Origin of the sequence: Fodinibius salipaludis, assembly GCF_002287075.1 — a bacterium.
GTDB classification, from domain to species: domain Bacteria; phylum Bacteroidota; class Rhodothermia; order Balneolales; family Balneolaceae; genus Fodinibius; species Fodinibius salipaludis.
Genome location: NZ_NSKE01000005.1, coordinates 184702 through 211414, shown reverse-complemented (window position 1 = coordinate 211414; position 26713 = coordinate 184702). Strand labels below are relative to the sequence as shown.

The 26713-nt window shown below is 43.3% G+C and carries 19 protein-coding genes and 1 tRNA gene; 5 read left to right on the top strand and 15 right to left on the bottom strand.

The genetic code is table 11. The features are described from left to right. Window positions 1–64 precede the first annotated feature (64 nt). From CK503_RS08390 to CK503_RS08365, 6 genes are all read right to left on the bottom strand, one after another. Complete coding sequence (locus tag CK503_RS08390) at window positions 65–3754, bottom strand: type IIG restriction enzyme/methyltransferase (protein WP_095606354.1); 3690 nt, start codon at window positions 3752–3754, stop codon at window positions 65–67. 139 nt (window positions 3755–3893) lie between these two features. Next, window positions 3894–4454, bottom strand: coding sequence for a hypothetical protein (locus CK503_RS08385; protein ID WP_095606353.1), 561 nt, complete (start codon window positions 4452–4454; stop codon window positions 3894–3896). After that, complete coding sequence (locus tag CK503_RS08380; protein ID WP_141239904.1) at window positions 4438–4728, bottom strand: hypothetical protein; 291 nt, start codon at window positions 4726–4728, stop codon at window positions 4438–4440. Before CK503_RS08380 ends, CK503_RS08385 begins: the two co-directional genes overlap by 17 nt. A gap of 270 nt (window positions 4729–4998) precedes the next feature. After that, complete coding sequence (locus CK503_RS08375) at window positions 4999–7113, bottom strand: hypothetical protein (RefSeq protein ID WP_095606351.1); 2115 nt, start codon at window positions 7111–7113, stop codon at window positions 4999–5001. Continuing rightward, the gene (locus tag CK503_RS08370; RefSeq protein WP_095606350.1) at window positions 7061–7321 is read right to left on the bottom strand and encodes a hypothetical protein; all 261 of its coding nucleotides are present in this window, start codon (window positions 7319–7321) and stop codon (window positions 7061–7063) included. Before CK503_RS08370 ends, CK503_RS08375 begins: the two co-directional genes overlap by 53 nt. 8 nt (window positions 7322–7329) lie before the next feature. Then, on the bottom strand, window positions 7330–7644 hold the full coding sequence (locus tag CK503_RS08365) for a hypothetical protein (RefSeq protein ID WP_217988373.1): 315 nt from the start codon (window positions 7642–7644) through the stop codon (window positions 7330–7332). A gap of 197 nt (window positions 7645–7841) precedes the next feature. Here CK503_RS08365 and CK503_RS08360 point away from each other — a divergent pair, with 197 nt between their 5' ends. After that, the gene (locus CK503_RS08360) at window positions 7842–8252 is read left to right on the top strand and encodes a helix-turn-helix domain-containing protein (RefSeq protein WP_095606348.1); all 411 of its coding nucleotides are present in this window, start codon (window positions 7842–7844) and stop codon (window positions 8250–8252) included. 14 nt (window positions 8253–8266) lie between these two features. On the opposite strand, the gene CK503_RS08355 is transcribed toward CK503_RS08360, so the two are convergent. The 3 genes from CK503_RS08355 to CK503_RS08345 form a co-directional block, all read right to left on the bottom strand. After that, window positions 8267–8548 carry a hypothetical protein gene (locus CK503_RS08355; RefSeq protein ID WP_095606347.1) on the bottom strand — a complete coding sequence of 94 codons (282 nt, stop codon included), beginning with the start codon at window positions 8546–8548 and terminating at the stop codon, window positions 8267–8269. Between the two features lie 92 nt (window positions 8549–8640). After that, window positions 8641–9807 carry a tyrosine-type recombinase/integrase gene (locus tag CK503_RS08350; protein ID WP_095606346.1) on the bottom strand — a complete coding sequence of 389 codons (1167 nt, stop codon included), beginning with the start codon at window positions 9805–9807 and terminating at the stop codon, window positions 8641–8643. A gap of 186 nt (window positions 9808–9993) precedes the next feature. Then, window positions 9994–10067 (bottom strand) — tRNA-Arg (locus tag CK503_RS08345). Window positions 10068–10238: 171 nt separating this feature from the next. Between CK503_RS08345 and CK503_RS08340 the strand changes: the two genes are divergently transcribed. Continuing rightward, window positions 10239–12857: a zinc-dependent metalloprotease gene (locus CK503_RS08340; RefSeq protein WP_095606345.1), complete on the top strand. Its 2619-nt coding sequence runs from the start codon at window positions 10239–10241 to the stop codon at window positions 12855–12857. Window positions 12858–12938: 81 nt separating this feature from the next. Here the strand turns inward: CK503_RS08340 and CK503_RS08335 are convergent, their stop codons facing one another. Beyond that, window positions 12939–13955: an RluA family pseudouridine synthase gene (locus CK503_RS08335; RefSeq protein ID WP_095606344.1), complete on the bottom strand. Its 1017-nt coding sequence runs from the start codon at window positions 13953–13955 to the stop codon at window positions 12939–12941. A gap of 305 nt (window positions 13956–14260) precedes the next feature. Here CK503_RS08335 and recN point away from each other — a divergent pair, with 305 nt between their 5' ends. Next, complete coding sequence (recN, locus tag CK503_RS08330; protein WP_095606343.1) at window positions 14261–15973, top strand: DNA repair protein RecN; 1713 nt, start codon at window positions 14261–14263, stop codon at window positions 15971–15973. 74 nt (window positions 15974–16047) lie between these two features. Beyond that, window positions 16048–16428 carry a rhodanese-like domain-containing protein gene (locus CK503_RS08325; protein WP_095606342.1) on the top strand — a complete coding sequence of 127 codons (381 nt, stop codon included), beginning with the start codon at window positions 16048–16050 and terminating at the stop codon, window positions 16426–16428. A 95-nt stretch (window positions 16429–16523) separates the two neighbouring features. Here the strand turns inward: CK503_RS08325 and CK503_RS08320 are convergent, their stop codons facing one another. From CK503_RS08320 to CK503_RS08300, 5 genes are all read right to left on the bottom strand, one after another. After that, window positions 16524–16958: a cupredoxin domain-containing protein gene (locus CK503_RS08320; RefSeq protein ID WP_095606341.1), complete on the bottom strand. Its 435-nt coding sequence runs from the start codon at window positions 16956–16958 to the stop codon at window positions 16524–16526. A gap of 95 nt (window positions 16959–17053) precedes the next feature. Then, window positions 17054–19960: an FAD-binding and (Fe-S)-binding domain-containing protein gene (locus CK503_RS08315; RefSeq protein ID WP_255233364.1), complete on the bottom strand. Its 2907-nt coding sequence runs from the start codon at window positions 19958–19960 to the stop codon at window positions 17054–17056. Between the two features lie 165 nt (window positions 19961–20125). Further along, on the bottom strand, window positions 20126–21331 hold the full coding sequence (gene lhgO / locus CK503_RS08310) for an L-2-hydroxyglutarate oxidase (RefSeq protein ID WP_095606340.1): 1206 nt from the start codon (window positions 21329–21331) through the stop codon (window positions 20126–20128). Between the two features lie 121 nt (window positions 21332–21452). Then, a complete protein-coding gene (locus CK503_RS08305; RefSeq protein ID WP_095606339.1) occupies window positions 21453–22826 on the bottom strand; it encodes a RagB/SusD family nutrient uptake outer membrane protein in 1374 nt (457 codons plus the stop codon). 19 nt (window positions 22827–22845) lie between these two features. Further along, on the bottom strand, window positions 22846–25869 hold the full coding sequence (locus tag CK503_RS08300) for a SusC/RagA family TonB-linked outer membrane protein (RefSeq protein ID WP_095606338.1): 3024 nt from the start codon (window positions 25867–25869) through the stop codon (window positions 22846–22848). Window positions 25870–26149: 280 nt separating this feature from the next. Here CK503_RS08300 and CK503_RS08295 point away from each other — a divergent pair, with 280 nt between their 5' ends. Continuing rightward, the gene (locus CK503_RS08295; protein ID WP_176466255.1) at window positions 26150–26698 is read left to right on the top strand and encodes a TlpA family protein disulfide reductase; all 549 of its coding nucleotides are present in this window, start codon (window positions 26150–26152) and stop codon (window positions 26696–26698) included. Window positions 26699–26713: the final 15 nt, after the last annotated feature.

Here is a 26713-nt window from a genome sequence, read left to right as displayed (position 1 = left end):
CTAATTAAATACTTTATTTCTTTTTATCTTTAATTGAAGCTGTATTTCATATATTTGACAAAATTTATCCGACACTCTCTTCCACTATCCCAATCTCCTCCTCACTTAACCCATAAAGCTTATACACAAGCTGGTCTATTTCTTCTTCCAGTTCGCTGGTATCGGCTTCGGGATTTTCTTCTTTGGCAGTAAGGATTTGGTCGACCTTTTTCTCAAATTTTTTCTGATTTTTATTATTTGTCTCTTTAATTGGGAGAGTTCTAATATCAGTTAATGTTAATTGGGAGAAGTCATCTTTACTTGCCAAAGATGATCCGCCTACAACTAAATATGAAAAGAAGCTGCTGTTAATTAGCGACAGGATATATTTAATTCTAAAAGAGTCATCAATTAACAAAACATTATATATGTCTTTTTTGTTAACAAACTCTTTTTTTGTAAGAGTACCCATCATTCTGAACTGTCGACTTATTAGACGACGAATTAATATACGCTCTCCTTTGAAGTAAGAGTACTCACCCGGCTTTTCTCTAAGATTATCTCCATATTTAACCCATTTATAATCTTCTTTAAGAGTATACCTGTATAAGTCTCCAATAAAGTAGCGTTTTCTATCTTTACCTTTGGTATCATATACGTCTCCATCATTTGCTAAAATACCTCGTGTTGTATCACAAATTTCTTCTAATAGGGAGGATTCCTTTAATGCTTTGTTTTTGATTTCGTAATAGGTGGGTTTAAATATAATCTCATACTTCTCTTCATTTTCCCAATAATCTGAGGGTAATATCTTCCACGATATTTCATTTAATTCGTCATCGCTTATTTTTTCTCTTGGGTGAAACTCAAATACTTCTGAGTTATATGAATCTCGTTTTTTATTTTGGAATAAGTATATTCCAGTATCAATGTATGCGTCCTCAAATACATCATATGGCAGTATAATTGCTTGTGTTATAGTACGTTCATCCTTAAGGTGCTCTCTAAGCCATTTGTAGTTTGAACCAGTTAGCCAAGATACAGGTGTGATATATGATGTATAAGAATCAGCCTTGCCGATCATATGTCCCAATTCAATAAAAGCAGAATAGACGTCATAGTTACCTTTCACTGCATAAAACTTATTTTTCAGATACTGCTTTTCATTAGAAGTTAGGGTAGTACCATAAGGAGGATTTGCTATTAGTACGTCAAAACCTGTAAAGTTGCCATCCTCATCCAGCACCTCCGGAAATTCAAAGCGCCATTCAAAGGCCTGATCATAGAAGGTGGCATTTTCGAGCTCTTCCAGCTCTTCTTCCAGTTTGCCAATTTTCTTTTTGGTCTTGGTTATCTTCTTCTGCTCCTTTTTGCTCTTCTTTTCTCCTTCAAACAGGTCCAGCTTCGCCTCTTCCTTAATCAGAATTTCGCGCTGTTTCTTCAGTTCTTGGCGTACTTCATGTTGTTCCTCTAGGCCAGCTTCAAAATTATCTTTTATTGTTTTAATCTGCTCTTTCAGCGCTCGTTTGTTCTCCCGGTCACCGGTTTCCTTATATCTTCGGACGGCCTGTTTGTAGTCTTCAATCGTCAGGTCATCGTTGTTGGCCAGAATTTGGGATAGGTCTGCATCCAGGTCGAAACGGCTTACCAGTGAGTTACCCTGCTTGATATTAATATCAATATTGGGCAGTACTTCGAGCTGTTGGAAGTCCGTACTTTCCTTGTAATACGCATGCTTAAGCAACTCGATCCACAGGCGCAGCCGGCAGATATTGACCGAGTTGGGATTGATATCCACCCCGAACAAACAGTTTTCAATGAGGATATTCTTTTCCCGGAACAGGGCTTTTTGCAGGCGCTGGGTGTCGGGACCAACCGTTCGTTCAATAGTCCCGTTCTCCTTCCACTTCGAATGTACCCGGTATTCGAAAAAGGGATCTTGTCCCACCGAGATACTGAGCTCATCATTGTCCACGCTGATCTCCACATCGCGGATGCGGTGGTTATCCTCATCCACAAAGATGCGGAGGTCACTTTTAATCGCTATCAACTCATTCAAGGCCGAAACCAAAAAGTGTCCCGATCCCACGGCCGGATCACAAATCGTGATGCTATTAACAACCTCGTTGGCCTTATTGTATGGGATTTCGTGGCGGGATATCTTGGCGGCTACATCATCAATGTCCTCACAGTCCCAGTTCCCGTAGGTTTCATTAAACTTTTGTACCACCGCCCGGCGTATGGTTTCCCGACACATGTACTCTGTGATATAGCCGGGCGTAAAGAACGAACCATCTTTATAACCGTTAATCTTTTCAAAGATGCGTCCCAGTACCGAAGCGTTAATAAGCGTCTTGGCTTCTTTCTGGACTTCAGCCGTACCTTCCGTGTTAAAGTTATAAGCATCAAGAAAACGCAAAAGGTACTCGAGAGCAGACAGCTTTTCTCCTTTCAGGCGCTCCCCGTCCCGGTTGCGAATTTTACTGCGATTATACACCGGCATCTGTAGTCCGTCCTCCAGCTCCGAGATACGAATCGTATCTTGCTCGATATCGGCCACATCAAACAGGGAGCTGTTCAGGTAGGGGATATGACCAAAGTGCTTATTGATGCGCTCGGAGCGATCTTCCACGGGGACGGCCAATACCTGGAAGAAGAGCTTATTCAGTCCATCATATTCGTCAATGTCGCGATGACTTAAAAACCGAAACCGATCGTCTTCCCGGTGATATTTAAAGAGCTGGGATTCCAGCAGCTTCAAAAACAGGATACGGTTAATCCAGGTGATCAATAGCTGGATCGCGACATTAAATAGCTGTTCTTCTTCGTCGTCGCCAAACTCTGATCGGTTGGGGAGCCGCGAAATCACGTTCAGGCTTTTAAGCTGGGTAATGGTATTTTCAATGAGAGAAGCATGCTGGCGGTTTTCCTCATCCAACCGGGTAATATAGTGGGTGCCTTTCTCTTTGTATTCTTTCAGGCCCATGATATAGAGTAGTTCACGGTAAAAGGCCTTGTTGAGCTCATTGCTGTCGCTGGCAAACGGTTGTTTGAGCAGGTGCGTAGGCGTAAATAGTTTAAAGACCGGCACCAACTTCTTCTGCTCGTCCCGGCTGAGCTCATCTTTTTCCAGTAGTTTTCGATAATTGCTCAGGTCTAATTCGGCTGCTGTAATGTTTGCCTCAAGCTCATCCACAAATTCCGAGAGGTGATCATAGACAAACTGGGTACGAGAACTTACTTTTTGTCCCTGTTTCCACTCCTCATACCAGTTTTGAAGCTTTTTGGATTCGTAGAAATGGCGCTCGAAATCCTGGGCGTCAAAGATATACCAATTGTACACATCGGTAATGATAATGTGTTTGATATCTTCGTTGCCGTTATCGATGCGTTCCCGGAGATAGTAAAGGATCGATTCGTGAAACGCCTTACGGTTTAGATCATCCCTGGTAATCATTCCCGATTTATTGGATGGCCGCTTGGCCTCGATGATGACACCTACATTCGACTTTCGGGTCTTGCCATTATGGATAGCCAGATCCTGTCGCTCCTTGGTGTTGATATAGTGGTCTTCTTCAAAATTAGTGTTGCTGAAGAAGGGCTTGATCAGGTTTTTCAGATGTTCTTCGGATTCGCCTTCCTCAACGGCATCATCAGCCTGGTTCAATAGTTTTAACAGGCGCTGCCGAAATGTTTCGAATTCCGTCTCGGTAATCGACTCTTGTAGGAAAGCATTATCAACGACTCGTCTTGGAGATATTGTCTCTATCTGCATCAGTAAATAGTTAAAAAACCAACTTTTTTATTTGACCTCATTCTAAGGACTGCAGTCCGAACAAGCAAAAATAGAAAAGAGACTGGAATTTAATAGGAAGTAAAGCTTTGGGGATATTTTTTTAACTTATCTCTTCAGGTCAATCACATTCTGATAAAATTATTGGTATTGACTTTATCCCAATCTGTTTAGCTGCGATATAGGTCGAATTTCCATCAATAATATCAAAAAGATCTATTTCTGTTCTATTTAGTCTAACAGAAATAGGTTTTCGTCTAGGTATTATCCCCTGATAAGCCTGGCGCATATAGATTAAAGCGTTGGCAATTCCTTTCGGGCGCTTTCTCGTAGGCCGAAGCCAGTCAATAGGCAGAATAGCCGTAGCTTCCGATATATCGAAAAAATGATCTATATGGTTGGGATCCAGGCAGAACATGCGCTGGTAGTTTTCAAGGTATGTCCCAACTTGTTCCATATTGAGCCAATCTGTGAGAGGTCCTTCTACTTCCTCGTCATTTGTAAAGTTGATCTGCAGTAACTGGCCTGTTTTATCTACAGCGAGGTGCAGTTTGTTGTAATCATGGTACTGACTATTGATTTCATCTACTTTTGCTGCCAGAAACTCAGTTGATATAGATGGTTTTACTATTTTTGGGCGGTTAATCGGCATTTCATTTACATGGTTATAGGTTTTCGCCATGGGGATTCTCCTGAATGGTCTGAATGATATAATCTACTTCTGACTTTCGGCATAACTTAACGGCTTCACGCCCGGTACTTTTATTCCGCCCATAACTGCGCACGGTTATCATTTTGCGATAACCGCACCGGTAAAAGGTGGTCCGGGAGATGCGTCCCAGCTTCTCACACATATAGCTTATTGCTTCTCCGATGGTCATAAAGTCTTCATAGTTGGAGCCGGTTTCCGTCGATGAATTGTTGGTGTTTTCAGGATTTTCAAAATTAGACATCATCTTTCTTATTTTCTTAGTGGGTGGTGTTAAGTACAATAAAAACTGATGGTTAAGTATCTAAGAAATCCGCTAAGATTCATCTTATATATCTTAGACCAATCTTAGACTTCTTAGTCGTTTCTTAGTGGATTTCTTAGTTATATTATTATTTACTAACTAACTATATATTATATACTTACAGTATGTTGGAGAGCCCAAAATTTGAGTTACTAAGAAAATAAGATGGTTATTTCAGTTTCTTAGTATGTCTCAGATTTCGGGCTATTTTGGTTAAAAAGGCGCTGTACTTTCGGCTTCCGCTACAACGTATTCTGTGGCTTCTTGAGAGTTTCGTTCCATCATCAAGTTGGCCTCCTCCCGTTTCCCAAAAGCCCGCAGCCACGAAGGTGTCAGGTTCTTTCTGGGTATGCGGTAACCATGCCTGTTTTCTTTGACGGTACCTTTAATCGGATCCTCGTAACTGTAATAATTGGTTTTTGCTTTTCCATTCAGGTCCAACGCTTCTATCTCTTCCCGGATAACATCTTGGCTGATATAGTCGCGTCCCTTGTTATAGTTGGTGTAGGCATCCCAAATGCCACTCCAGTATATTACTAGTCCGTCTTTGGTATTCCAGCCATAGTAGCGTTTGGGGAGTTCCCCATTTTCGTTCATAATTTCGAGGCTGGACAGGAATTGCTGCAGCGGAGTTTGCTGAATCTCGCGTTCGGCCGAATTAGCTAAAAATTCCACGCTATACCGAAAGATCTCCGAGTTGACGCGATTCTCTTTTATTAAAGCCTGAAGTTCGTTTAAATCTTCCTCACTGGACACGTGCCGGTTACTTTTATTATCAATAGAGGGAGTAAAAAACTCAGCGAATTCAACATCCCCTGGGTGGCAAACAAACAGGTCCACTGTAATAAGGGCCGCCATATTTTCGATCTGCCGGTCTTTGATTTGAAATTGGGTTCCTTCCTTTTCACTTCGTTTGGAAAGCTCTTCCTCTACGGCTTCGGTAAGCAGGCGTTTGATCCAGTGTAGTTCACTTTTAAACAGCGTCCGGTTAAAGTCATTGAATTTGTACAGTAGAGAAATAAAAAGCCGTTGCATCTCCCGTTTATGGTTCTCGAACCACCAGAGGTTTTGTACGTCGCCTCGTTTTTCTTTGGCATATTCAATCATGATACACCGTGAGCGAAAGTGGTCTTCGCTGGGTTTATAGTTGGAGATAAACATTAGTTGTGATCGTACGGGGCTCCAGGCATTCTTTGAGCGGTCATGGGCTGCACTAACGCCACGTTGTCTCAACTCGTACCACATGTTAAACACCTGTGGCGTGATCTTGCCTTTACCGGGCACAAACTCGTCCATGATCACCGGTATCTTGCTGTGGTTGGCCAGCTTGTTTTCGGCCGATTTCAGGGTGGGGTTCGAATCAACGTCGGTAAATGATTGGCCAAAGAAGTTCAGCATAATCTGTGATAGCTGTCCCTTACCGGTCGAGGGATCACCATACAAATAGAGAAAGACGACATGCTTGAATACGTCATAGATTTCATCAAAGAATAGAAACGAAAGCATATAGGAGAAAATGAGGTGACCCTCTGCTCGTTTTTCAGGCTGCTGTCCAGCTATGAGTTCGCCAAACTTATCCCGAACGGTATCAATGAAGTATCGCAGGTTTTGGTCAGTATAAAGGTGATGCTCATCATCGGTGTAGAATCCATCAACAGGAGGTTTAAGATCCAGTTGGGGTGCGGGCTCAATTCGACCGGGTTTAACATAGAAGGTAGTGTCCGCAGCTACCATGGGGAACAGGCCGGAATCTGCATTGGGGGCGATAATATATTGTGGCTCCCGAAGATGATCGTTAGGAATATTGATTAACGCATTGCGCGTCAGATAGAATTTATACCCATGATGTTCGATAAATCCGTAATAATTGAATTCGTAGACCGTCTGCGGCTGCCATCGGTTACACAGAAAACTCATAAAAAAGAGGATCTCATCATCAGACTTAAATCGTGCCGACTGATAGGAATGTTTAAAGATCTGCACCTGGAATGCTTTCTTCGAGAGTAGGTCCACGGGCTCCAATATGAACAGCTCGCTTTGCGTAAGGGTACGACTATCGGGCAGCAGCCAACTTACCTGACACTCATACAGGGTTTCATCCCATTTTAGCGTCTCAGGATTATATCGGATGATTTTTGAGTGAATTTCAATGTCAAAGCTACCAATCTTCCGGCTGGTACCGTCAGACTCATTGCGGAACCAACCAAAGTCCGCATGATTTGAGCTATCAATATATTCAAAGGGATCGGTTCCGTGTTTATACGATGTTTGTGATTTACTTTCCGTGTCGGGATAATCGGCGAGGATTGCCTGCTTTTCGGCGCTCATGTACCTTTTGTTGAGAGATTAATATTTGATGTTCGCTAACATGGCTGGGATTATAAATATCATCTCCAAAGCCATAAATGACCCACAGACCAAATCCTTCGACCAGCTGTGTTTCAATCATCCGTACGGTTTCTGTTTTATAGTTTCCATCCGGATCGATAAACTCAATGGTATCCCCAAGGGTATATCGGGTGATAATCTTTGCCATATCTGTGGTTATAATTGGTTTTCGAAGTTGGGAAGGCGGATTCCTTTTACCTGGCAAAGCACATCGGTGGCAACTTCAAACTCATCGCTCATACGATCACATAGTGTTTGTGTAGAAATGCCGAGAGCCTGCTCCATTTTGCAAAGCCGAGCGTCCGAAATGTAGTAGGGTTTTTTGAACCACTGACGGAAAGTATTCAGTTTAATATTAGGGAAGAGGGTCTCCCTAAACTCATTATACGTGTCATATTGATCGATTATCTCACCTTTGATCATATGTAGCCGCAGTCGGTTTACGTCATATTTGGTTATAGCTTGATGCACTGAAAAAATTGTCTTTTTAATATTGTAGGTTAGTAGTATTATAAGCGCGTTGTAGGTAAGCACTACCGTTACCGCAGGTGCTAATTTAGTGATGCGATAACAACGAAACAATATAAAAATGTCGTGATAACGTCATTAGCTATGAAGAGAGAGTGCAAGTACGGCTAAAACAACCACTTAAGTAAGGACAAAAAAAAGTGAAAGAAATTGAAGAAGACATCCTCCGGGAAAATGTCCAGTATTTGCTGGATGAATATTATGACGGGAACGTCTCAGAAATGCAACGCCAAACGGGAGCGAATCGCTCTGTAATTTCTGAACTGAAGAATGGGACTAAGAGCGAAGTTAATAGTTCCACCTTACGTCATTTTGCAGAGGCGGGTATCAACATAAACTGGCTCTTGACAGGAGAGGGACCACATTTTGTGATTGGTAATGAAGAGGAGCTAAAAACTGAGCTGAAACAAAAGCAGTTGCTTGAGAATAGGATGGAGGAGATCAAGGGATTGGTGTCAGATATCGACCAGCAGTTGGAAGAACATCCGGAGCTCAAGCTGGATCCGGATGTCATGTCAGCTTTGTTGGATTTGTTGAAGAAGGCAATTTAGTTGTAGCTGGACAGCTATTCATTCTGTTTGAATAGCCGTTCAATTACCCGCCGTTCAAAATATTTACGACGATCACCTGCCTGGAAACTGGGAATATGTTTTTTGTGGCCCGGAAGAAAATTACTTCGGTTTAAGACGGTTCGATGTGAGATTCCAAACTCCATCTGAATGTCTTTTGCGGTCATATATTTTGATTTGTCAGGTTTGACCATGATGGAGTCTAATACGAAATCTAGTTTGGCTTCGAGGGTAGCTATTGTTTGGAGCAGGGAATCTTTGGGGTTCTGTTCTGTCATGAATCTTCCTTTGATGCGTTATTTTTGGCCGCAAAAAGAAATGACTTTTCAGAACAAAATGCACTTTTTAAATCAACATTTTTTAAGAAATTTTAATCTATTGATTCGGTGATAAGTCCATTTCTATTAGCCGTATTAAGCAGGTCATTAGCTACGAGGTGAACATATTTGTTGGTTACTTCCAGACTTTTGTGTCCCAGCATGTTCTTTACTTCTATTACGTTGAATCCGTTGCGCAAAAGGAAAGTAGCACAAGAGTGCCGGAGACCATGAAAATGGATGGAGTCTTTCAGGTTGGCTTCCTCAGTCGCAAAGTATTTGAAACGTTTTGATACATTGCCTCCTCTTATGGCTTTTTCTCCACCGGGAACTGACATTGGACTTGGAAATACGAGTCCCTTCTTAGGATTTCCGTTAAATTCTTTCCATCGTTTTAGTTCGGTGTAAAGAGTATCAAAAATTGGGACCGTACGTTCGTAACCATTCTTGGTATCGGTAACGCGAAGGAACCGACTACCAAGATTTACATGCTCCCATCGAAGTTGAATGATTTCCTTTCTTCGTAGTCCGGTATAAAAGGCGAGGGTGATAAGTGGAATAAACCAATGCTGCTTTTGTTGATCGGTTTTAATAGCTCCCGACTCTTGGTGCTTTTTCTGATAGGCTTTGAACTTCTCGAATATTTCGTTGAGCTGTTCCTCATCAATAATTTTATCTACGAGGTTATCACGCGTTTTAGGGATACCAATATTATCGCATGGATTGGAATCCAGAATTTCTTTATCTACGATCCAATTGAAAAAAGCTTTAAGATGTATGAGGTAGTTCTTTTTGGAAGCGTTGGCCAGGTGAGGCTTCAAGCAAAACTTTTTGATATCACTACTGTTGATCATGGTCACCGGCATACTGTATCCGACCTCTTCCATGAATTGACTAATAATTTGTCGATAAGTTTTTTTGGTCTGCTCGGTTACGTTTGTTTTCTCTTTTAAAAATTGCTTCTGAAGTGTACTGATGATTGGGCTGGTAAGCGACGTACCATCGAGTTCTTGTTCTTTCTCATATTCTTGGAGATTCCAGTCATCATCGAATGGATTTATTTTGCCAGCATCATAGAGCTTTTCATACTCTAGCTTTTTTTGCTCTGCTATCTTTTTGTATTTGGTCCCGAGGGCATAGGTCTTTTTATAAGACTTACCATTCAGGGTGGTTTTAAAGATGATCGAATAGTTCCCACTTCTCTTAGTTAGACTTGCCATATGTATTTGATCGGGTTGGTTAAGAGTACACCAGAAATGTAGTACCAAATGTAGTACCGAGCAAGGAAAATAGGGGCTATTTGGGAAAAGGTTTCCCGAAAAGGAGGGATGGTAGCTAGTGTATATACCAACAAAAAACCCCGCTCATCGTGAAATAAACGGGGTTTTTGGTCTAAAAAAGAAGAGTACGCCTGAGAGGATTCGAACCCCTAACCTCCTGATCCGTAATCAGGTGCTCTATCCAGTTGAGCTACAGGCGCAGTTCAATAAGAGGCCAAAGATACGTCTATATTTATTCCATTTCAACTCTTTTGTGACAAGAATTTTCTAAATAATATTAACATTTTAAAACATTTTTCAAGTCACACCGTAATACATTTCTGATTACATTTAAAATGTTACTTCTTAAACATTAATCAATAAATACTGTTATGAAACATGCATTTCTGATGATACTGTGCGTTGGACTGGTATTTACAGCTTGCTCAACTACCGAGCAAACCGTAGATAGCCAGAAAGAGAAAGCACAGAGGGAAGATAGTTATGAAGAGCTGACTAAAGACGCTGAAAAGTACGAAGGATATTTCGACCTTTATCAAAAAGACAGCAATCTTTATTTGTCGGTATCCGAGGATCAGTTAGATGAGCTATTCCTTATGAATTTTGAACTTGCTCGCGGTATCGGATCTGCGGGTCTTTATGGCGGAAGCATGCTGTCTATTTTTGAGGGGTTGGTAGTATCCCTGGAAAAGCACGAAGGCAAAGTTATGCTGGTTCAGCATCCCCATCGGTATACGGCCGGTGGAGATGAAACCCTGGAAAGAGCGCTCAACCTTGCTTACGGAAGTTCGGTCCTTGAAACGGCCAAGGTGGAAGCCTTTAATGCTGATAGTTCAGAAATGTTAATCAATGTATATGATTGGTTTGTGGGGGACTTGTCAGGCATTTCCCAACGCCTGAAATATGCCGTAGGAGAAAACGGACAACCGGGCCGGGTAACATTTGATAAGAGTCGCTCACATCTCGAAAAAGTGCAGGCTTTTCCTGACAATGTAAATATTCAGGCCAAGTTGACGTTTAATAATGCTGAGGATAATGCACCTCGAACAGTGGCCGACGGTCGATATATTCCGCTGTCGCTGTTTTATACCATGGTTGAGCTGCCGGAAGAACCGATGAAGCCGCGCATGGCCGACGATCGCACCGGTTATTTTATGACGGTGCACAAGGATTTCTCCAAAGAGTCCGATAGTTTTTTCAAGCGATATGTTAATCGCTGGCGACTGGAGTGCGAAGAAGAATTGTCGGAAGGAGAACTTTGTACCCCAAAGAACCCCATCACTTATTATATAGATCGTACCGTTCCGGAAAAATATCGCGAGGCTATGATGAACGGCATCACCGCGTGGTCGGATGCCTTTGAAGATGCCGGATTTAAAAATGCTGTACAAGCAAAAATGTTGCCCGACAGTGTAATGGCCGAAGATATACGTTATCCGACTTTACGCTGGAGTACTTCTGATCAGCCCGGTTATGGAGCCATTGGTCCATCAGTGGTAGATCCGCGAACAGGAGAAATTTTGGATGCGGATATTCTTTTTGAAGCCTCTATGTTGCTGGGGGATAAAGATGAATATCGACATATGGTAGAGCCACGCAGTGCTATTGATGAAGTTTTTAATGTAAGCGATAAGGAGCTGGCGCTTATGAGCAAGGGTGTAAAAACCAAGTCTTTTTACAGTGAAATGAATGCCCAGTTTGATCTGATCCACAGCTTTTTGTTGGCTAACGGACAGATTGAAGCAGGCGATCCGGTGCCGAAAGAGTTTGTAGATCAGGCTCTGAAATGGGTAACTATGCATGAAGTAGGGCACACGCTGGGACTTCGTCACAATTTTCGATCATCCATAGATACGCCGCTCGATAAGCTTTATGATGAGGAATGGGGAGAAGAAAAGGGAGTATTCAGCTCTGCTATGGAATATCCTTCTATTAATCTCCATCCGGAGGATAAATCTAAAGATGCCTATTACTATAATCCTGGTGTGGGTTCGTATGATCGATGGGTGATTTCCTACGGATATACGCCTGATGATGAGAAAGCAGAAGAAATTGCACGTCAGGCCGCTCAACCGGGTCATGCATATGGAACCGATGAAGATGCTCGTGGAGCAGGTGCCGTAGATCCGCATGTAAATGTGTTTGATTTGGGATCTGATCCGCTGGCGTGGGGAAAAGAGCGAGCTGATCTCCTAAGAGGATTGATTCCTCAAATTGGGGAAATAAAATTAGAAGATAATGCCCCGTATTATGAGGCAACAGATCTGTTTCAAAGTTATCTCTACCAATATGCACGTGTGCTGACGCCGGCCGTAAAATATATTGGTGGACAGCATCAATATCGCGATCATGTAAGTGATCCCGATGGACGCATGCCGTTTGAGCCGGTGGAATATGAAGAGCAAAAAGAAGCACTCGACATGATTGTGAATTATGCTTTTGCGGCAGATGCGATGACGTTGCCACAGGATATCTTTCAAAAAATGGGGGCTGATCGCTGGAGCCATTGGGGCAATAGCACTACCTATGGTGGACGCGTGGATTACCCGCTGCACGGAACTATGCTTGGTATCCAAAGTTCACTTCTCGAGCAGTTGTTAGATCCGGTTCGTTTGTCGCGTATCCGTGATACTGAGGTTAAATTCGGTATCGAAAATACGGTGACCATTCCCGAGCTGATGAGTGCGCTGACCGAATCGATCTGGTCAGAGGTACTTGCATCGCCGGGTCAAAATATTGAAACCAATCGCCGGGATTTACAGCGAAATCACCTTAATCGGATGGTGAAACTGATAACCGAGGCTCCGGATGACATGCCTGCTGATGCTCGGTCAATAGCCAGGCAGCAACTTAAAATGTTGCAAAATCAGTTGGAAGCTCGTCTTTCACCGCCAACTTATGATTTCAATGATTATACTCAAGCTCATTTAGAAGAGTCTGTTTCAAGAATTGAAGCGGCCCTACAAGCGAGCTTCGATATAGAGAATTAGTTTTTGACTTTGATTGCATAAAAGGGAGTCCACTTAAAAATGGGCTCCTTTTTTATTGAGGATTACTATTGCTAAAGCTAATCAATAAATATGGTTCGGCTTACAATTCTGTCGAAGCATCCCTAAAACTTGCTGGAAATCGCCCGGCAGTTCAGAATTAAATTCAACTATCTCTCCTGTTGTGGGATGCTCAAATCCCAGTGTTTTAGCATGCAGACACTGGCGTTGCAAGGAGGCAAAGAGATTCTGGAACATCTGTTTTCGACTTCCGGTGTTGGGACCATACCGCACCGAATCCCCACCGTATTTTTGATCCCCGAAACCCCACAGGTTATTATCGGCCAGATGTACGCGAATTTGGTGCGTGCGACCGGTTTCCAACTTTAATTCGAGCAGGGTGAGGTGATCAAAATATTCGAGCACTTTGTAATGCGTTGTGGCATGCTTGCCTTTATCCTCCGGTACTACCGCCATCCGTTTCCTGTTATGCGGGTCGCGGCCGATAGCCCCGGTAATGGTTCCTTCTTTTTCATCGGGAGTACCCCAGACGATAGCCCAGTAAGTGCGTTCAATTTCTTTTGTTCGAAAGTATTCGCTTAGAATACGGTGGGCTTTGTCGTTTTTGGCAACAACAAGCAATCCGCTTGTGTCTTTATCTAATCGATGAACAATGCCCGGGCGCACCGTATCTTCTTCTGGTTCCGAAAGTTCATCGGTATGCCACATTAATCCATTGACCAAGGTGCCTGACCAATTCCCCTTTGCGGGATGAACGACCATATTTGCACTTTTATTAACGAGCAGCAGATCATCATCCTCATAAACAATATCCAAGGGAATTTCTTCGGCGGTAATATCCGGAGGGGTGGGAGTTGGAATTTGGACATCTATAATATCGTCGGGTTCAATATTATAAGATGCTTTTTCTTTTTTTTCGTTAACGGTTATGTGTCCATCTTTTATGGCTTCCTGTATTTTGGTCCGGGAGGTCTCTTCTATTTTGGAGGCCAGATATTTGTCTAAACGAGTGCCCGAAGTTTCTTCTTGCGGAACTTCCAGGTGATATTCTTGAAATTGGTTTCTGTTATTATTGGACATCAGATCGCTTAAATGAAGATTTATATTGATTGTTCAAAAAAGTACAAAAAAAACTGAAATTATTTTGTAAGGATTGCCTTCCTTAAGGGTCTTACTAATGACTGTTCATTAAGATAGATACCTTGAGGGCACAAACAAATTAGGCTCCCGTAAAAAACGGGGGCCTTTTTTATTTTAAATTAAGAACGCACATGAATATATGATTTGATAGATAACTGAATATCATAAAATAGTATCAGTTTAATTAGGGTTAATCAGTGTTCTTTTTTTTGTACTTTTAGATTCTAAATTAATCACCGACGGCTATGATACAATCACTGTATATTAAAGATTTTGCTTTGATCGATGAGTTGGAAGTTTCCTTCCAAGAGGGGCTCAATATCCTAACCGGTCAAACGGGAGCGGGTAAATCGATTATTGTTGGTGCACTCAATATGATCTTAGGCGAACGTGCTGATACGGAAGTGATTCGGCAGGGAGCCAGTAAAGCTATCGCCGAGGCTATTATAGAAGTTAGAGAATATGAAGAGGTTAACCAACTGCTCGAAGAAAATGCTGTTGAGAAACGACCGGAGCTGATTCTCAGGCGGGAAATTCGATCGTCGGGCAGCCGGGGCTTTATTAACGATACACCCGTGAACATTTCGGTATTGCGAGAGGTGGGTAATTACTTGGTGGATCTACATGGTCAACACGATCACCAGATGTTACTCAAGGAGGAGAATCATCGTGGTGTTATTGATGGGTTTGCTGAAGTACAGCCGGCCTTGAAAGCCTATGGGCAATCCTATCAAGAGATGGTGGAGCTTCGAAAAGAATTGCGAAGCCTGCAAAAACGGGAGCGTGAGCTCCAGGAAAAAGTGGAGTTGTATCAATTCCAGGTTGAGGAACTTGAGGATGCCGAGCTTGATCCCGAGGAAGAAGAAAAACTTGAGGAGGAAATACACCTGCTTGACAATGCTGAGGAGCTCGATCAAAAAGCAGGAGCCATTGTGGAGATGGGCGACCACAATGAGATAAATGTAATGGAATTACTGAACCAGATTAAGTTACACCTTGAGGATATTGCCCGTATCGAGCCGGAGTTTGAAAGTTATTTGGAAGAAATTTCATCGGCGCGTATTAGTATTCGGGAGACCGTACAATTTGCTGAGCGGTACCGCAGTAAGATTGAGTTTAATTCCAGTCGGTTGGAAAAGCTGCGCAAGCGCCAAAATCAGCTAAACAGCCTGCAGAAAAAATATCATCGCGGTATTCCCGAGTTGATCGAATATCTGCATGAAATCAAAAAAGAATTAAGTCTGGCAGAGAATTTTGATCTTGAGATTGAAAAGCTGGAGAAGAAGATTGATAACCAAGCTGATGTATTGGCCGAGAAAGCTAAAGAACTGCATAACGTTCGAGAAAAAGTAGGGGATGAGCTCTCAAAAAAGATTGAGGACGAGCTGAGCAAGCTGGGAATTCCGCACGCTAATTTTGAGGTGCGCGTGGACTGGATGGTGGCACCGGAGTCACAGGGATGGATCACTGTTGACGGTCGGCCTGTAGAGTGTACCGAACACGGTTGTGACGAGGTTCGACTGTACATTTCTACGAATAAGGGTGAAGAGCCGAAACCATTAGCTAAAATTGCTTCAGGTGGAGAAATTAGCCGGGTGATGCTGGCGCTAAAATCTATCATAGCCCGCGAGCAGAGTCTGCCGGTGATGATTTTTGACGAAATTGATACTGGAATAAGCGGAGAGATTTCTGAGAAAGTGGGACGTACGATGCGACGTCTATCCGAGCGATGCCAGATTATTGCGATTACGCATCAGCCTCAGATTGCCAGTCAGGCACATAAGCACTATAAAGTCCAGAAAGTAGAGCAGGACGGGCGAACGGTATCGCGCATTATTCCATTGAATGAAAATGAGCATATAACAGAAGTCGCTACACTGATGAGCGGTGAAGATATCACTGAGGCCGCCCTCGAAAGTGCGCAGGAATTGATCAATAGAAATACCTTTAAGAATTAAGCCACGACTAATAGACAGTATTTGGGTATAATTGGTTTTTATCCGCGTAAAACTACGGCAAAATATTATTAATTATGGGAAAACATCACTCCGATCGTTTTGTAACACTTGTCGACGACGCTAAAACCCGTATTGAGGAAATTACGCCTGAAGAAGTTAGGCAGAAACAAAAAGCCGGTGACGATTTTGTGTTGTTGGATGTCCGTGAGCAGGATGAATGGGAAGATGCACACATTGCAGGAGCCGAGTATCTTGGTCGCGGTATTTTGGAGCGTGATATTGAGGAAGAATATCCTGATGCAGAAGAGGAGATTGTTCTGTATTGTGGAGGCGGATATCGTTCAGCCTTGGCTGCTGATAATCTGCAGAAAATGGGGTATCAAAACGTGAAATCTCTGGCTGGTGGATTTCGATCCTGGACAGAAGCAGGGTATCCTATAAAGAAGGAGACATAAAAAGAGGTTGGATGCTTGTGCACCTAACCTCAAAGCAAGGGAAACCGGATAATAGAAGTCTGTAGATGATTTCAGGGTGGACTCATTTGATCAAATTAATAGTTGGGATCGTCTCCATCATTATCTGATGAAGGAGTACCTGTTTTTATATCATGATCGTGATCCTGGTTGTTAACCCAAACTACCTCGGTGTTGGGTGCTACCTCAAGGTTTTCAGGAACAAACTGGTCGTTTTCCATTTCGACAGTATCTCGATCTACCGCTTCCACACTACTTGTTACGGTAATTTGCCCGGTCATATCTGGTGTATGGATAGTACAGTAATAATCAACTGTTTCCTCTTCCTCAAAGGTATAGCTAAACGTTTCTCCGGGTCCGATTAACCCACTTTCAAAGTTTGCGGATTGATTTTGGTTGTTGTCATCATTCTCGGTGTCGGTATCAGTACTTGAATCACCGCATCCAGTAAAAATAAGAAACAGTGATACTACAATAGCTAACAATGTATTTTGATGGTTGCTTATTAGCATAATGAATCCCCCATAATTGTAATTAGATAGCTGAAGGTCGTTTCTTGCCTATACAGCAGTTTTGTGATGAGGGTTGCCTTCCGAAGGGAAGTTTTTTAGATCAATGTCTCAGCGAGCAGTTTGGCAGGGTGGAAGGTCTGTACGTTAACGCCATCTTTTATCTGATGACGACATGAAAATCCCGGTACACAGACGAGCGCATCTTCCGGGAGATGTTTCAAGGCAGGGAAGAGTCGTTGTTTCCCAATATCCATCGATACTTCATAATGACTGACTTCATATCCAAAGCTGCCCGCCATTCCGCAGCAGCCGGTATCCCAAACCTCTACTTCATAGCCGGCATCTTCCAGCGCTTTGCGAATGGCCGAATTGCCAATGAGTGATTTGGCGTGACAGTGTCCGTGTACAAATACCTTTTTGTCTTTTGTAGATACAGGAGAATCTGCCAGTAAGTCAGCGGAAAACTCCTCAAAGGTATGGCTGGCATTGGCAACTTTTTGTGCTGAGTGAACCTGATCTTCGTCACATAGGTCGAGGTATTCATCACGCAGCGTTAAAATCTCTGAGGGTTCAAGTCCGATAATAGGCATTCCGCGATCGGCAAAGTTGGCCAGCCGGGGCAGGTTGGTGTCCAATATTTTTTTGGCATGGGTGAGCATCCCCTTGGATATTTGCGGACGCCCCACCTCGTGAAAATCAGGGACAATAACCCTATAGCCTTGGGACTCTAAAAACCGCACAGCCGCTTTGCCTATTTCCGGTTCGTGGTAATTGGTAAAAATATCAATTAAGAGAACCACTTCCTGTCTACTTTCTTGTCCAACGTCTGGATTTGACGTCGGACGAGTTAAATTAGCGTGGTTCTTATCCCACCAGTCCATAAACGTTTTATTGGCAAAAGTAGGCAAGTCGCGGCGTATGTCGATACCCAGAAACTGTTGCAGAAGTTCCTTAGTCACAGGCTGACGCATTATCCAATTTGTAAATGTTGGAAACAGCGAAGCCAGGGGATATAGCTTAGCTGCTTGACCAAAAAATCGTTCGCCCAGTGATATCCCGTGTTCTTTATGCCAACCTTGGGTGAATTCAGCTTTCATTTTCGCCATATCCACATTGGCGGGACATTCACTTTTGCAAGCCTTGCAACTCAGGCACAGACCCAAGGCATCCTTTAGTTCCTTGGATTGAAAAGCCTCTTTTTGTTTACCCGAAAATAGCTGGCGAAAAAGATTTGCCCGTCCGCGGGTGGAATCCTTTTCCTCTTTGGTAGCCATATAGCTGGGACACATTGTGCCCCCACTTTCTGACAGTTTTCGGCAAACCCCCGCCCCGTTGCAAAGCTCGACCGCGTCCGCAAAGCCCTCTTCTTTACGCCAGTTGAAATGGGTGTCAACGTTGGGCTTTTTATAAGAAGGAGAATACCGGAGATCCTGCTCCATCGGTTTGGAATCGGTAATCTTTCCGGGATTGAAAATGCCATTCGGATCCCAAATCTGTTTTACTTTCTTGAGCAGCGGCATCATCTCTGCCCCAAGCACTTTTTCGATATATGGGGCGCGTGCACGTCCGTCGCCGTGTTCGCCGGATAACGAACCGCGATAGCTGCGTACCAAGTCGGCAATTTCCCCAGCCATGGTTTTCATCTTTTCAATCTCTTCTGGTTTTTGCAGATTAATAACCGGGCGCAGGTGTAGCTCTCCAACCGAAGCGTGCGCATAAAACACACAGTTGGTTTCGTGTTTGTCCAAGATCTTTTGGAAGTCATCGATATAATCGGGCAGGTCGGGGACACGCACCGCGGTATCTTCAGCAAAGGTAGGCGTTCGTCCCTCTGAGCCCAGTCCCATCAGTAGTCCCAGTCCCGCTTTACGCAGGTTCCAGACGCGCTCCATTTTATGTTCATTGGTGATGATGGGCGTAGCTTCACTGAGCTTCATCTCTTGTAGGTTTTTGGAAAGCTTTTCAGCTTTTTGCTGAAGAGTATCAGCGTCATCACCGTCAAACTGGACAATTAGAATCGCTTTGGGATCACCATCCAAAAAGAAGCGGTTTTCGCGCTGTTCGATATTGCCTTTTGTGGCGTTGAGGATAATATCATCGACCAACTCAACGGCAGCAGGATCTTCCTTCACAATTTCGACTGTGGCTTCAAGAGCTTTTCGTATGGTTGAAAAATGGGGTACTAAAATAATGGATTCTGAGTCGCGAGGGACAAGGTTTAATTTTGCCGAAGTGGTCATCGCTAACGTTCCTTCACTGCCGCATAGCAGTTCAGCCATATTGAATTTTCTGCCGTCGGGATTAAAGGGCTGCATTTCGCAAAGACGATCAAGGGCATAACCGGTATTGCGCCGAATAATTTCGGGATGCGGATAGTTTTCTAAAATCTGATCACGATGCTCACGAACGAGCGCAATTATTTCTCGATAAATATGGCCCTCGAGCGTATCGAGCTCCATCTTCGCTGCCAGTTCAGTCTCCGAAAGCGGCTTGAAAGTAGCACGTGAACCGTCACTCAATACGGCATCAATTTCGAGAATATGTTCTCGGGTTGTTTTATGCTTGATGGAAAAAATACCGCATGAGTTATTACCGATCATGCCGCCAATCATACAGCGATTCGTGGTGGCGGTATCGGGACCAAAGAGCAGATTATATTTACCAGCCTCCCGGTTTAAGGTATCCCGAATGACGCCGGGCTGTACGTAGGCAAACTGCTCACTCTCGTCAATTTCAATGATCTGGTTCATGTTGCGGCCTACATCCATGACAATGCCACCGCCGGTTGTTTGTCCTGCCAGGCTGGTGCCCGCTCCCCGCGCCGTGATACTTTTTCCGTTTTCGCGAGCCCATAGGACAAGTTTTGCAATGTCTTGTTGCGACTCTGGGAAAGCTACGCCTTCGGGCAATTCCTCATAGCTGGAGGCATCGTTGGCGTACAAGTGGCGTGTTTGGTCGTCGGTATGAATGTCGGGAGTGGAGGATTCGAGAGATATATCCATAGGAGAAAGATATACCAATATTTGGATGCCTTTGCAAGGTTATAGTACAAACCCCGAAAATTTATAATCCTCGGGGTTTAAATAATCAGTAAACTTTTTAGCTACTTAAAAAACCTAATAAAGTGTCCTGTTGAGGAAGTCCCCGGTACTTGAACTATCAAAAAGTTACATAAATGTGTTCTCGGCGCGCTTCAGAATCTCATCACCAATAGCTAATCCGGCCGTTGCAGCGGGGCTGGGGGCGTTGAGAATATGAATTTCCCGTTCAGTAACTTCAAACTGGAAGTCATCGAGGATTTCACCATTGGGCTTTAAGGCCATTGCACGAACGCCCGAGGGAGAAGGTTTGAGATGTTTGGGACGAATAGAGGGAATCAGTTTTTGAAGTCCTTTTACAAAAACTTTTTTGGAAAAGGATCGATACCATTCATCTAATCCCATTTTCCAATACTTTCTGGACAGATTATAGAACCCGGGGAAGTTGAGCGTTTCAATCGTTTCCTCCAGATCAAATGAAAGCTTGTCGTATCCTTCGCGCTTGAAGGCAAAAACGGCATTGGGTCCACATTCTACTGCCCCGCGGACCATCTTGGTAAAGTGTACGCCAAGGAATGGAAACGCCGGATTGGGCATGGGGTAAATTAGACCGTTCACAAAGTGTTTCACCTCCGGTTTCAACTCGTAGTATTCGCCGCGAAAGGGCACAATTTGGATATCTGGACGAACGCCTGCAGACTCAGCAACATGATCACTGTACAAACCGGCACAGTTAATTAAATATTTTCCGTCGAAAGTATCAGTCGTTGTTTTTACAGAAAGACCGCTTTTATTTTGATCGATGTTCGTGACCTCTTGCTCACATGCAACCCGGTTATTATTTTCTTCGATGAGCGTTCGCAGTTGTTGGCAGACGCCTACGTAATCAACAATACCAGAGCAGGGCACGTGAATGCCTTTTACGCTATTGGTTACGTAGGGTTCAATTTCGGTAACCTCTTGCGGATCAATTTTTTTGATGCCTTCGATACCGTTGATCTGGCCTGTCTCAAAAATCTTGTTCAAGCGCGGAATATCCTCTTCATCGGTAGCAACGATGACCTTGCCACAAATTTCATAATCTACACCGTGTCGCTCACAAAAATTAACAAGTTGGTGGCGTCCGTCTACGCAGTTTTTGGCGCGATAGCTGTTGGGCTTGTAGTAGATGCCCGAATGAATAACACCGGAGTTGTTTCCGGTCTGGTGAGCAGCAACGTCATCCTCTTTTTCGAGCACCAGGATATTTAAATCGGAGTAGGATTGGGTAATTTTATACGCTGTCGAAAGGCCGACGATGCCGGCTCCTACTATGATGAAGTCGTACGTTGCCATAAGTTAAATGTTGTTCGTCTCTAACAATTAGTCGCCTAAAATACAAAAACGCAGGCTGGGGATAAATAAAAAAGGCCGGAGTATCTACTTCCGGCCTTTGATGGTTAAAGTGTGTTGGATATTAAATATTTTCACTTTCTGGTATTGGGAATGACTCCCAGACGTTATCACCGGATCGGTCGAGTGGCAGCTCACCCAAACGATTATAACGACGCATATCTACCCAGCGATGCCCTTCAAAGAAAAGTTCATATCGTCGTTGACGAAGCATCTCATCTTCGAGTGCTTGTTGGGTTTGTGGGCCACTGTAGTCGGACAGTCCCGCCGCGTTACGAATAACATTAATATCATCTTCAGCAGCAGTTAAGTTAGGAGTACTACCATGGATGTTGGCTTCTGCTCGAATGAGTAGCAGCTCAGCATTCTTGATAATAGGCATAGGTGCTGTTTGGGTTTTATAAACAAACAGCCCGTAATCACTGGAAAGTTCGTCAAGACTGGCAGTGTTTACGTCGCCGTTCTCATCTAAGCGTAGGATTGCTTTATTACCAACGACCCTGTTGTCTCCACTTTCGGCATCAGTTACAAATGAGGGATGGACAACATAACTGTCACCCGCGCCCGATTGGGGATTAGAGAACAGTGGATTCGTAATATCATTTGATCCTGTGGAGAAGACATGGTAGACACCATTTTTGAGGTCGCCGCTTGCATCTAAAAATGAGTTGCCGACAAATCCCATGGCTGCATCAAAATTCCCCCGGTATACAGCAACACGAGCCCGTAGGCCACGGTTGAACTGTAAAAAGGTTGAAGGGCTGTCAAAGCCTTCAAAGCCTGGTGAAAGGGGGAATGAGAATTCGCTTCCGGCATTCGAGAGGTGGGTGGCAGCTTCATCAAGAAGATCAGCAACCAGTTGATAGCTGTCAGCTTTACTTAGCAATGCACCGGTCGAAAAGAAATCAGTTTGATTTTGTTTACGGATCCCATTCTCATTATGCATTGTCAAAGCCATAAGATATTGATAGGCTTTAATAGTTTTGGCAAAACCAAAGATACCGTTTCGTTCTGCTTCACTTACAGCATTGTTATCAGTGATGGTTTTTACTGATTCGATGAGAATGTTAGCATTACGAATACTGGTATAGAAGGCTGCCCAAGGACGCGAAGTATAGAAAGATCCGGCATCGAGTTCAGAAGAGCCGCCGCCTAATAGATCCTGAGTATTACGTGGTTCAGCTGCTAAAAAGCGATACATTTCCCGGCCTATCATACCAACGTTAATATGGTAAATACGAAGGTCGGTTCTTAGACTCGATTCGGTACCCGTTATAAGAGTGTTAATCTCTGACGGGGTGGGATTCTCAACTACCGTTTCCAGTGCTGTGTTATTAGGATCAGGACGATCCTCAACGTTGACGATATTACAGCTTACAAATGACAAGGCAAGCAGAAGTACTGAAGCGATCGATATATGATGTTTAATATTGTTCATAATAGTCAATACTTATAAATTAAAAATCGATATTAAAGTGGAAATAATACTGCTTGGTTGAGGGATAGGGTGTCACCTCAATACCTTGAGCAATGGGTTGATTACCAAAGTTGGAAACTTCGGGGTCATAACTACGATAGGGAGATATGGTAAACAGATTTGTCGCAGATACACCGAAGCGTATTCCTCTTAAGGCAGAACTAATACCTTCTATCATTTGTGTTGGGACATTGTAATATAGCCCAATTTCTCGCATGCGCAGGTATGACCCGTCCTGCACAAATTGTCGGGTGGTAACACCTAACAAGCTGGCACGTTTTACTCCGTTCTTGGTATCATCTGTAATACCGCCGGCTTCGTTAACAAAGTCGGGGAAGGTAAGGTCGGTATCATCATAATCAGCTGTGGTACCGTTTAGGTCCGACAGGAGTTCAGTAAGATTGATGACATCGCCACCTTTTTTCCAGTGTAGCATAAAGGAGAAATCAACATTCTTTAATATATTGAGCTGGTTATACCAAGAAAGTTGAAAGTTGGGCTCACCGTCACCTAATTTTTTGGTGGTAATATCTCCACTAAAATTACCGTTGCTGTCTTTTACAGGATCAAGACCAACAATTTGTGTGGCCGACTTCCCTTCTTCCACGCGATAAACACCCAATGATGTCCCGAATCCACCCACGTCAAAGGCAGGAACTGAGAGGTCAGTTACCTCTGAAACATTTTTAGAGAAGGTAAAGGTGGAATTCCAATTGAGATTGTTATTGCGAACAGGAGTAAGGTCCAGACTGGCTTCAATACCACGGTTGCGCAATCCACCTCCGTTAAAGCTTTCGAAACTAAAGCCGGTAGATGGTTCTAGTTCACGTTGCAGCAACAGTTCTGAAATGTTTTTCTGGTAAACGGTAACGCTTAAGTTCGCTGTTCCTCCCCAAGCGCTGATATCAAAACCGGCTTCCAACTCTTTCTGGCGTTCGGGTTGAATATCATCGGTTCCCCGTGTATTGGTGATTAATATACCTCCGGATCCACCTATATTAGACGGGCCCAGTGAGGTAAACTTTGCACCGAAGGTAGAAAGATTACCCGTTTGTCCGTATGCAGTACGAAGTTTTAAATTATCGATTGGGCCATTGCCTTCCCAGAAATCCATATTCGAGATATTCCAAGCAAACGATGCTTTGGGATAATAAAATATTTCATTCACATTTCCATTACGATCTGACTTATCACCCCGTAATCCTACAGTGGTAATATAGGTATCGTTGTAATTGAACTCTTCCTGGATGAAAAATCCACGATCTCGTTGGTAGATCCTGGTTTGGTTATTACTGACGCTCACTGTTTGGTCAACATTGGTTTGGGTCCCCAAAATACCTCTGCCAACAGTAGAGATAGTGTTTTGGTCGTTGTTAAATGAAGTATATCCACCTTGTGAAACTAGTGTCGCGTTTTCGGAAAGGCTAAAGGTGTGTATCAGCATTAATGAGGTGTTGGTATTCAAGTTGTTGGTATTGGTTTCAACAAGGGTTCCGGGTTGAGCACTGATGCGCTCAAACTGAAGATCGCTTGGAAAAATGAGCTTATTGTTTTGGCTAAAAAAGTCAACACCACCCTGGAACTGGAGGGCCAGGTAATTCCCATCTTTTTGGAAGATATCATATTCAGCTTTCACAGATGTTAATACGCGATTGACATTTTCAGAGTTTGAAAATAGATCTCTTGTCTGAAGCTGGTTTGCGGTATTGAATGGGTGGGCAGGATAGACACCGTTTTCAGGTCGCAAATCAATAAAATTCGGAGTGGCTACCATGGAAACACCAAAGGTAGTACCGGTATTGTCATTCCCCGTAAGCCCCCTTCGCGATTCAGAGTGAATATAGTTTGAGGAAACGGAAACATTGAACTTCTCGGTAAATTGGTGGTCTACATTGGCCCGGATCGATTGTTTTTCATATCCGGTGGTTTTGATGATGCCTTCATCATTTTGAAGCATGCCGCTTACATAAAAGGAGGTAGATTCATTTCCAAAGCTACTGCTAATCTGGGTTTTTGAAAGTACTCCTTCTTGACCATACATGAGTTCTTCATAATCCAGAAAGCGATTGCTGGATTTGGCTTCATTAAAAAGCGCTTTTCCTTTAGGGCCAAAGGCTGATTCAGCAGTTGCTTCTGTAAACTGACGTTGTCCCAGCTTTTTCTGGATAGTTGTAAGGCCAATAGATTGAGAGGCACTAAATTGTGCTTTCCCTCCACTGCCTCTCTTGGTTGTAATAATAACCACACCGCCTGAGGCTCGTTGCCCGTAAATAGCGGCTGCAGAAGCACCTTTGAGCACTTCAATACTTTGAATTTCATCAGGATTCAGATCGGCCACCCTATTTACCGGATTGTCTTGGTTCGAAGAGCTACCGCCAGCTGCTGCTTGTGTTACCGCATTGGATCCGTTTGCTATGGCATCATTATTTAGGTAGATACCGTCAATAATGTACAGCGGCTCAGAGGAACCATTGATGGTGGTAACGCCACGTAGTTTAACCGACATACCTCCACCAGGGGCACCTGTATTTGAGGTAATATTCGCGCCTGCCACTTTCCCGTATAAACTTGAGCTAAGCGTTTGTGAAGAAGTGGTTCCGGTAAGTTGTTCAGAATCAACTGAACTTACAGCGTTAGCAAGGTTTTCACGCTGTACTGATGAGGCGAGGCCAGTTACAACCACCTCATCAAGGTTTGCTACGCTTTTCTGTAATTCTATGGTTATTTCATTGTTATCGGCGCTAACCTCAACGTTTTTTTGATTATATCCAACATAGGTAATACGAAGGGTTGCTGACTGGGCTGGTATTTCCAGCGAAAAAAATCCTTCAGTATTTGTTGTTGTTCCTTGTTCAGACCCTGGGTCATAAATGTTGACACCAACAAGGGCTTGTCCACTTTGAGCATCTATTACGGTTCCTTCAACGGTAAATTGCGCTACTGCACTTTGTGAAAGAAGCAGAAACACGACCCCCAGAAGGTACTTGGTATTTTTTTTAATCATGATAAATAGAATTAAAGGTTGAATGTGTGCTTAATGTTAACAAGCATCTTTTCCATAATTCGAAAAGCTAATTTAAGAAGCAAGTTCAATTTTATTATTTGGCTTAGCTTGAAGATGTTTTTCTGGTGAATTCGAGAAGAAAAACACCGGTAGGAGGTAAGAAAGACTATAAAACAGTTGTGAGAGTAGAGCTGAAAAGAATAAAAAATGAATGCTTATCTTGTGTTTGCTGTTTTATATCTTAGTTGCTCTGAAATCCCAAAAATTTAATATTGATGAAATGAAGAAATATTCTTGGTTATTGATCTTGTTATTAGCAGTTGGTTCTATAGCATGTGGTAATGGTGAAGAAAAATCACAAACGGAAGAAACTGCTGCAGTAGAAACGGATCAGAGTAATAATTCTGATGCTCAATATGTAGAGCAGGCTACGTTTACCGATTTTGATGGAAATGAGGTATCCGTTTCGGATTTTGAAGGAAAGGTGGTGTTGATCGATTTTTGGGAGACATGGTGTAAGCCGTGTCTGGCAAGCTTTCCTACCATGCAAGATGTTCAGGAAGAGTATCCCGAAGATTTTGTAGTGTTGGCCGTTACACCCGGCTTTACGGATACGCAGGAAGATGCCGAAGCTTTTGCCCGGAAGAATGACTATACCTTTGAGTATCTCATGGATTCAAACAATCTGCATCGAAAGTTAGGCGTGCAGGGCATCCCCTTTAAGGTATATGTTGATGCCGAAGGAAATTTCATAGAAAAATCGATGGGAACATCAGGACCAAAAGGAGATTACAAGAAGCTAAAAAAGATCATTGAAGAGCATAAATAATATAGGGTTGCGTAG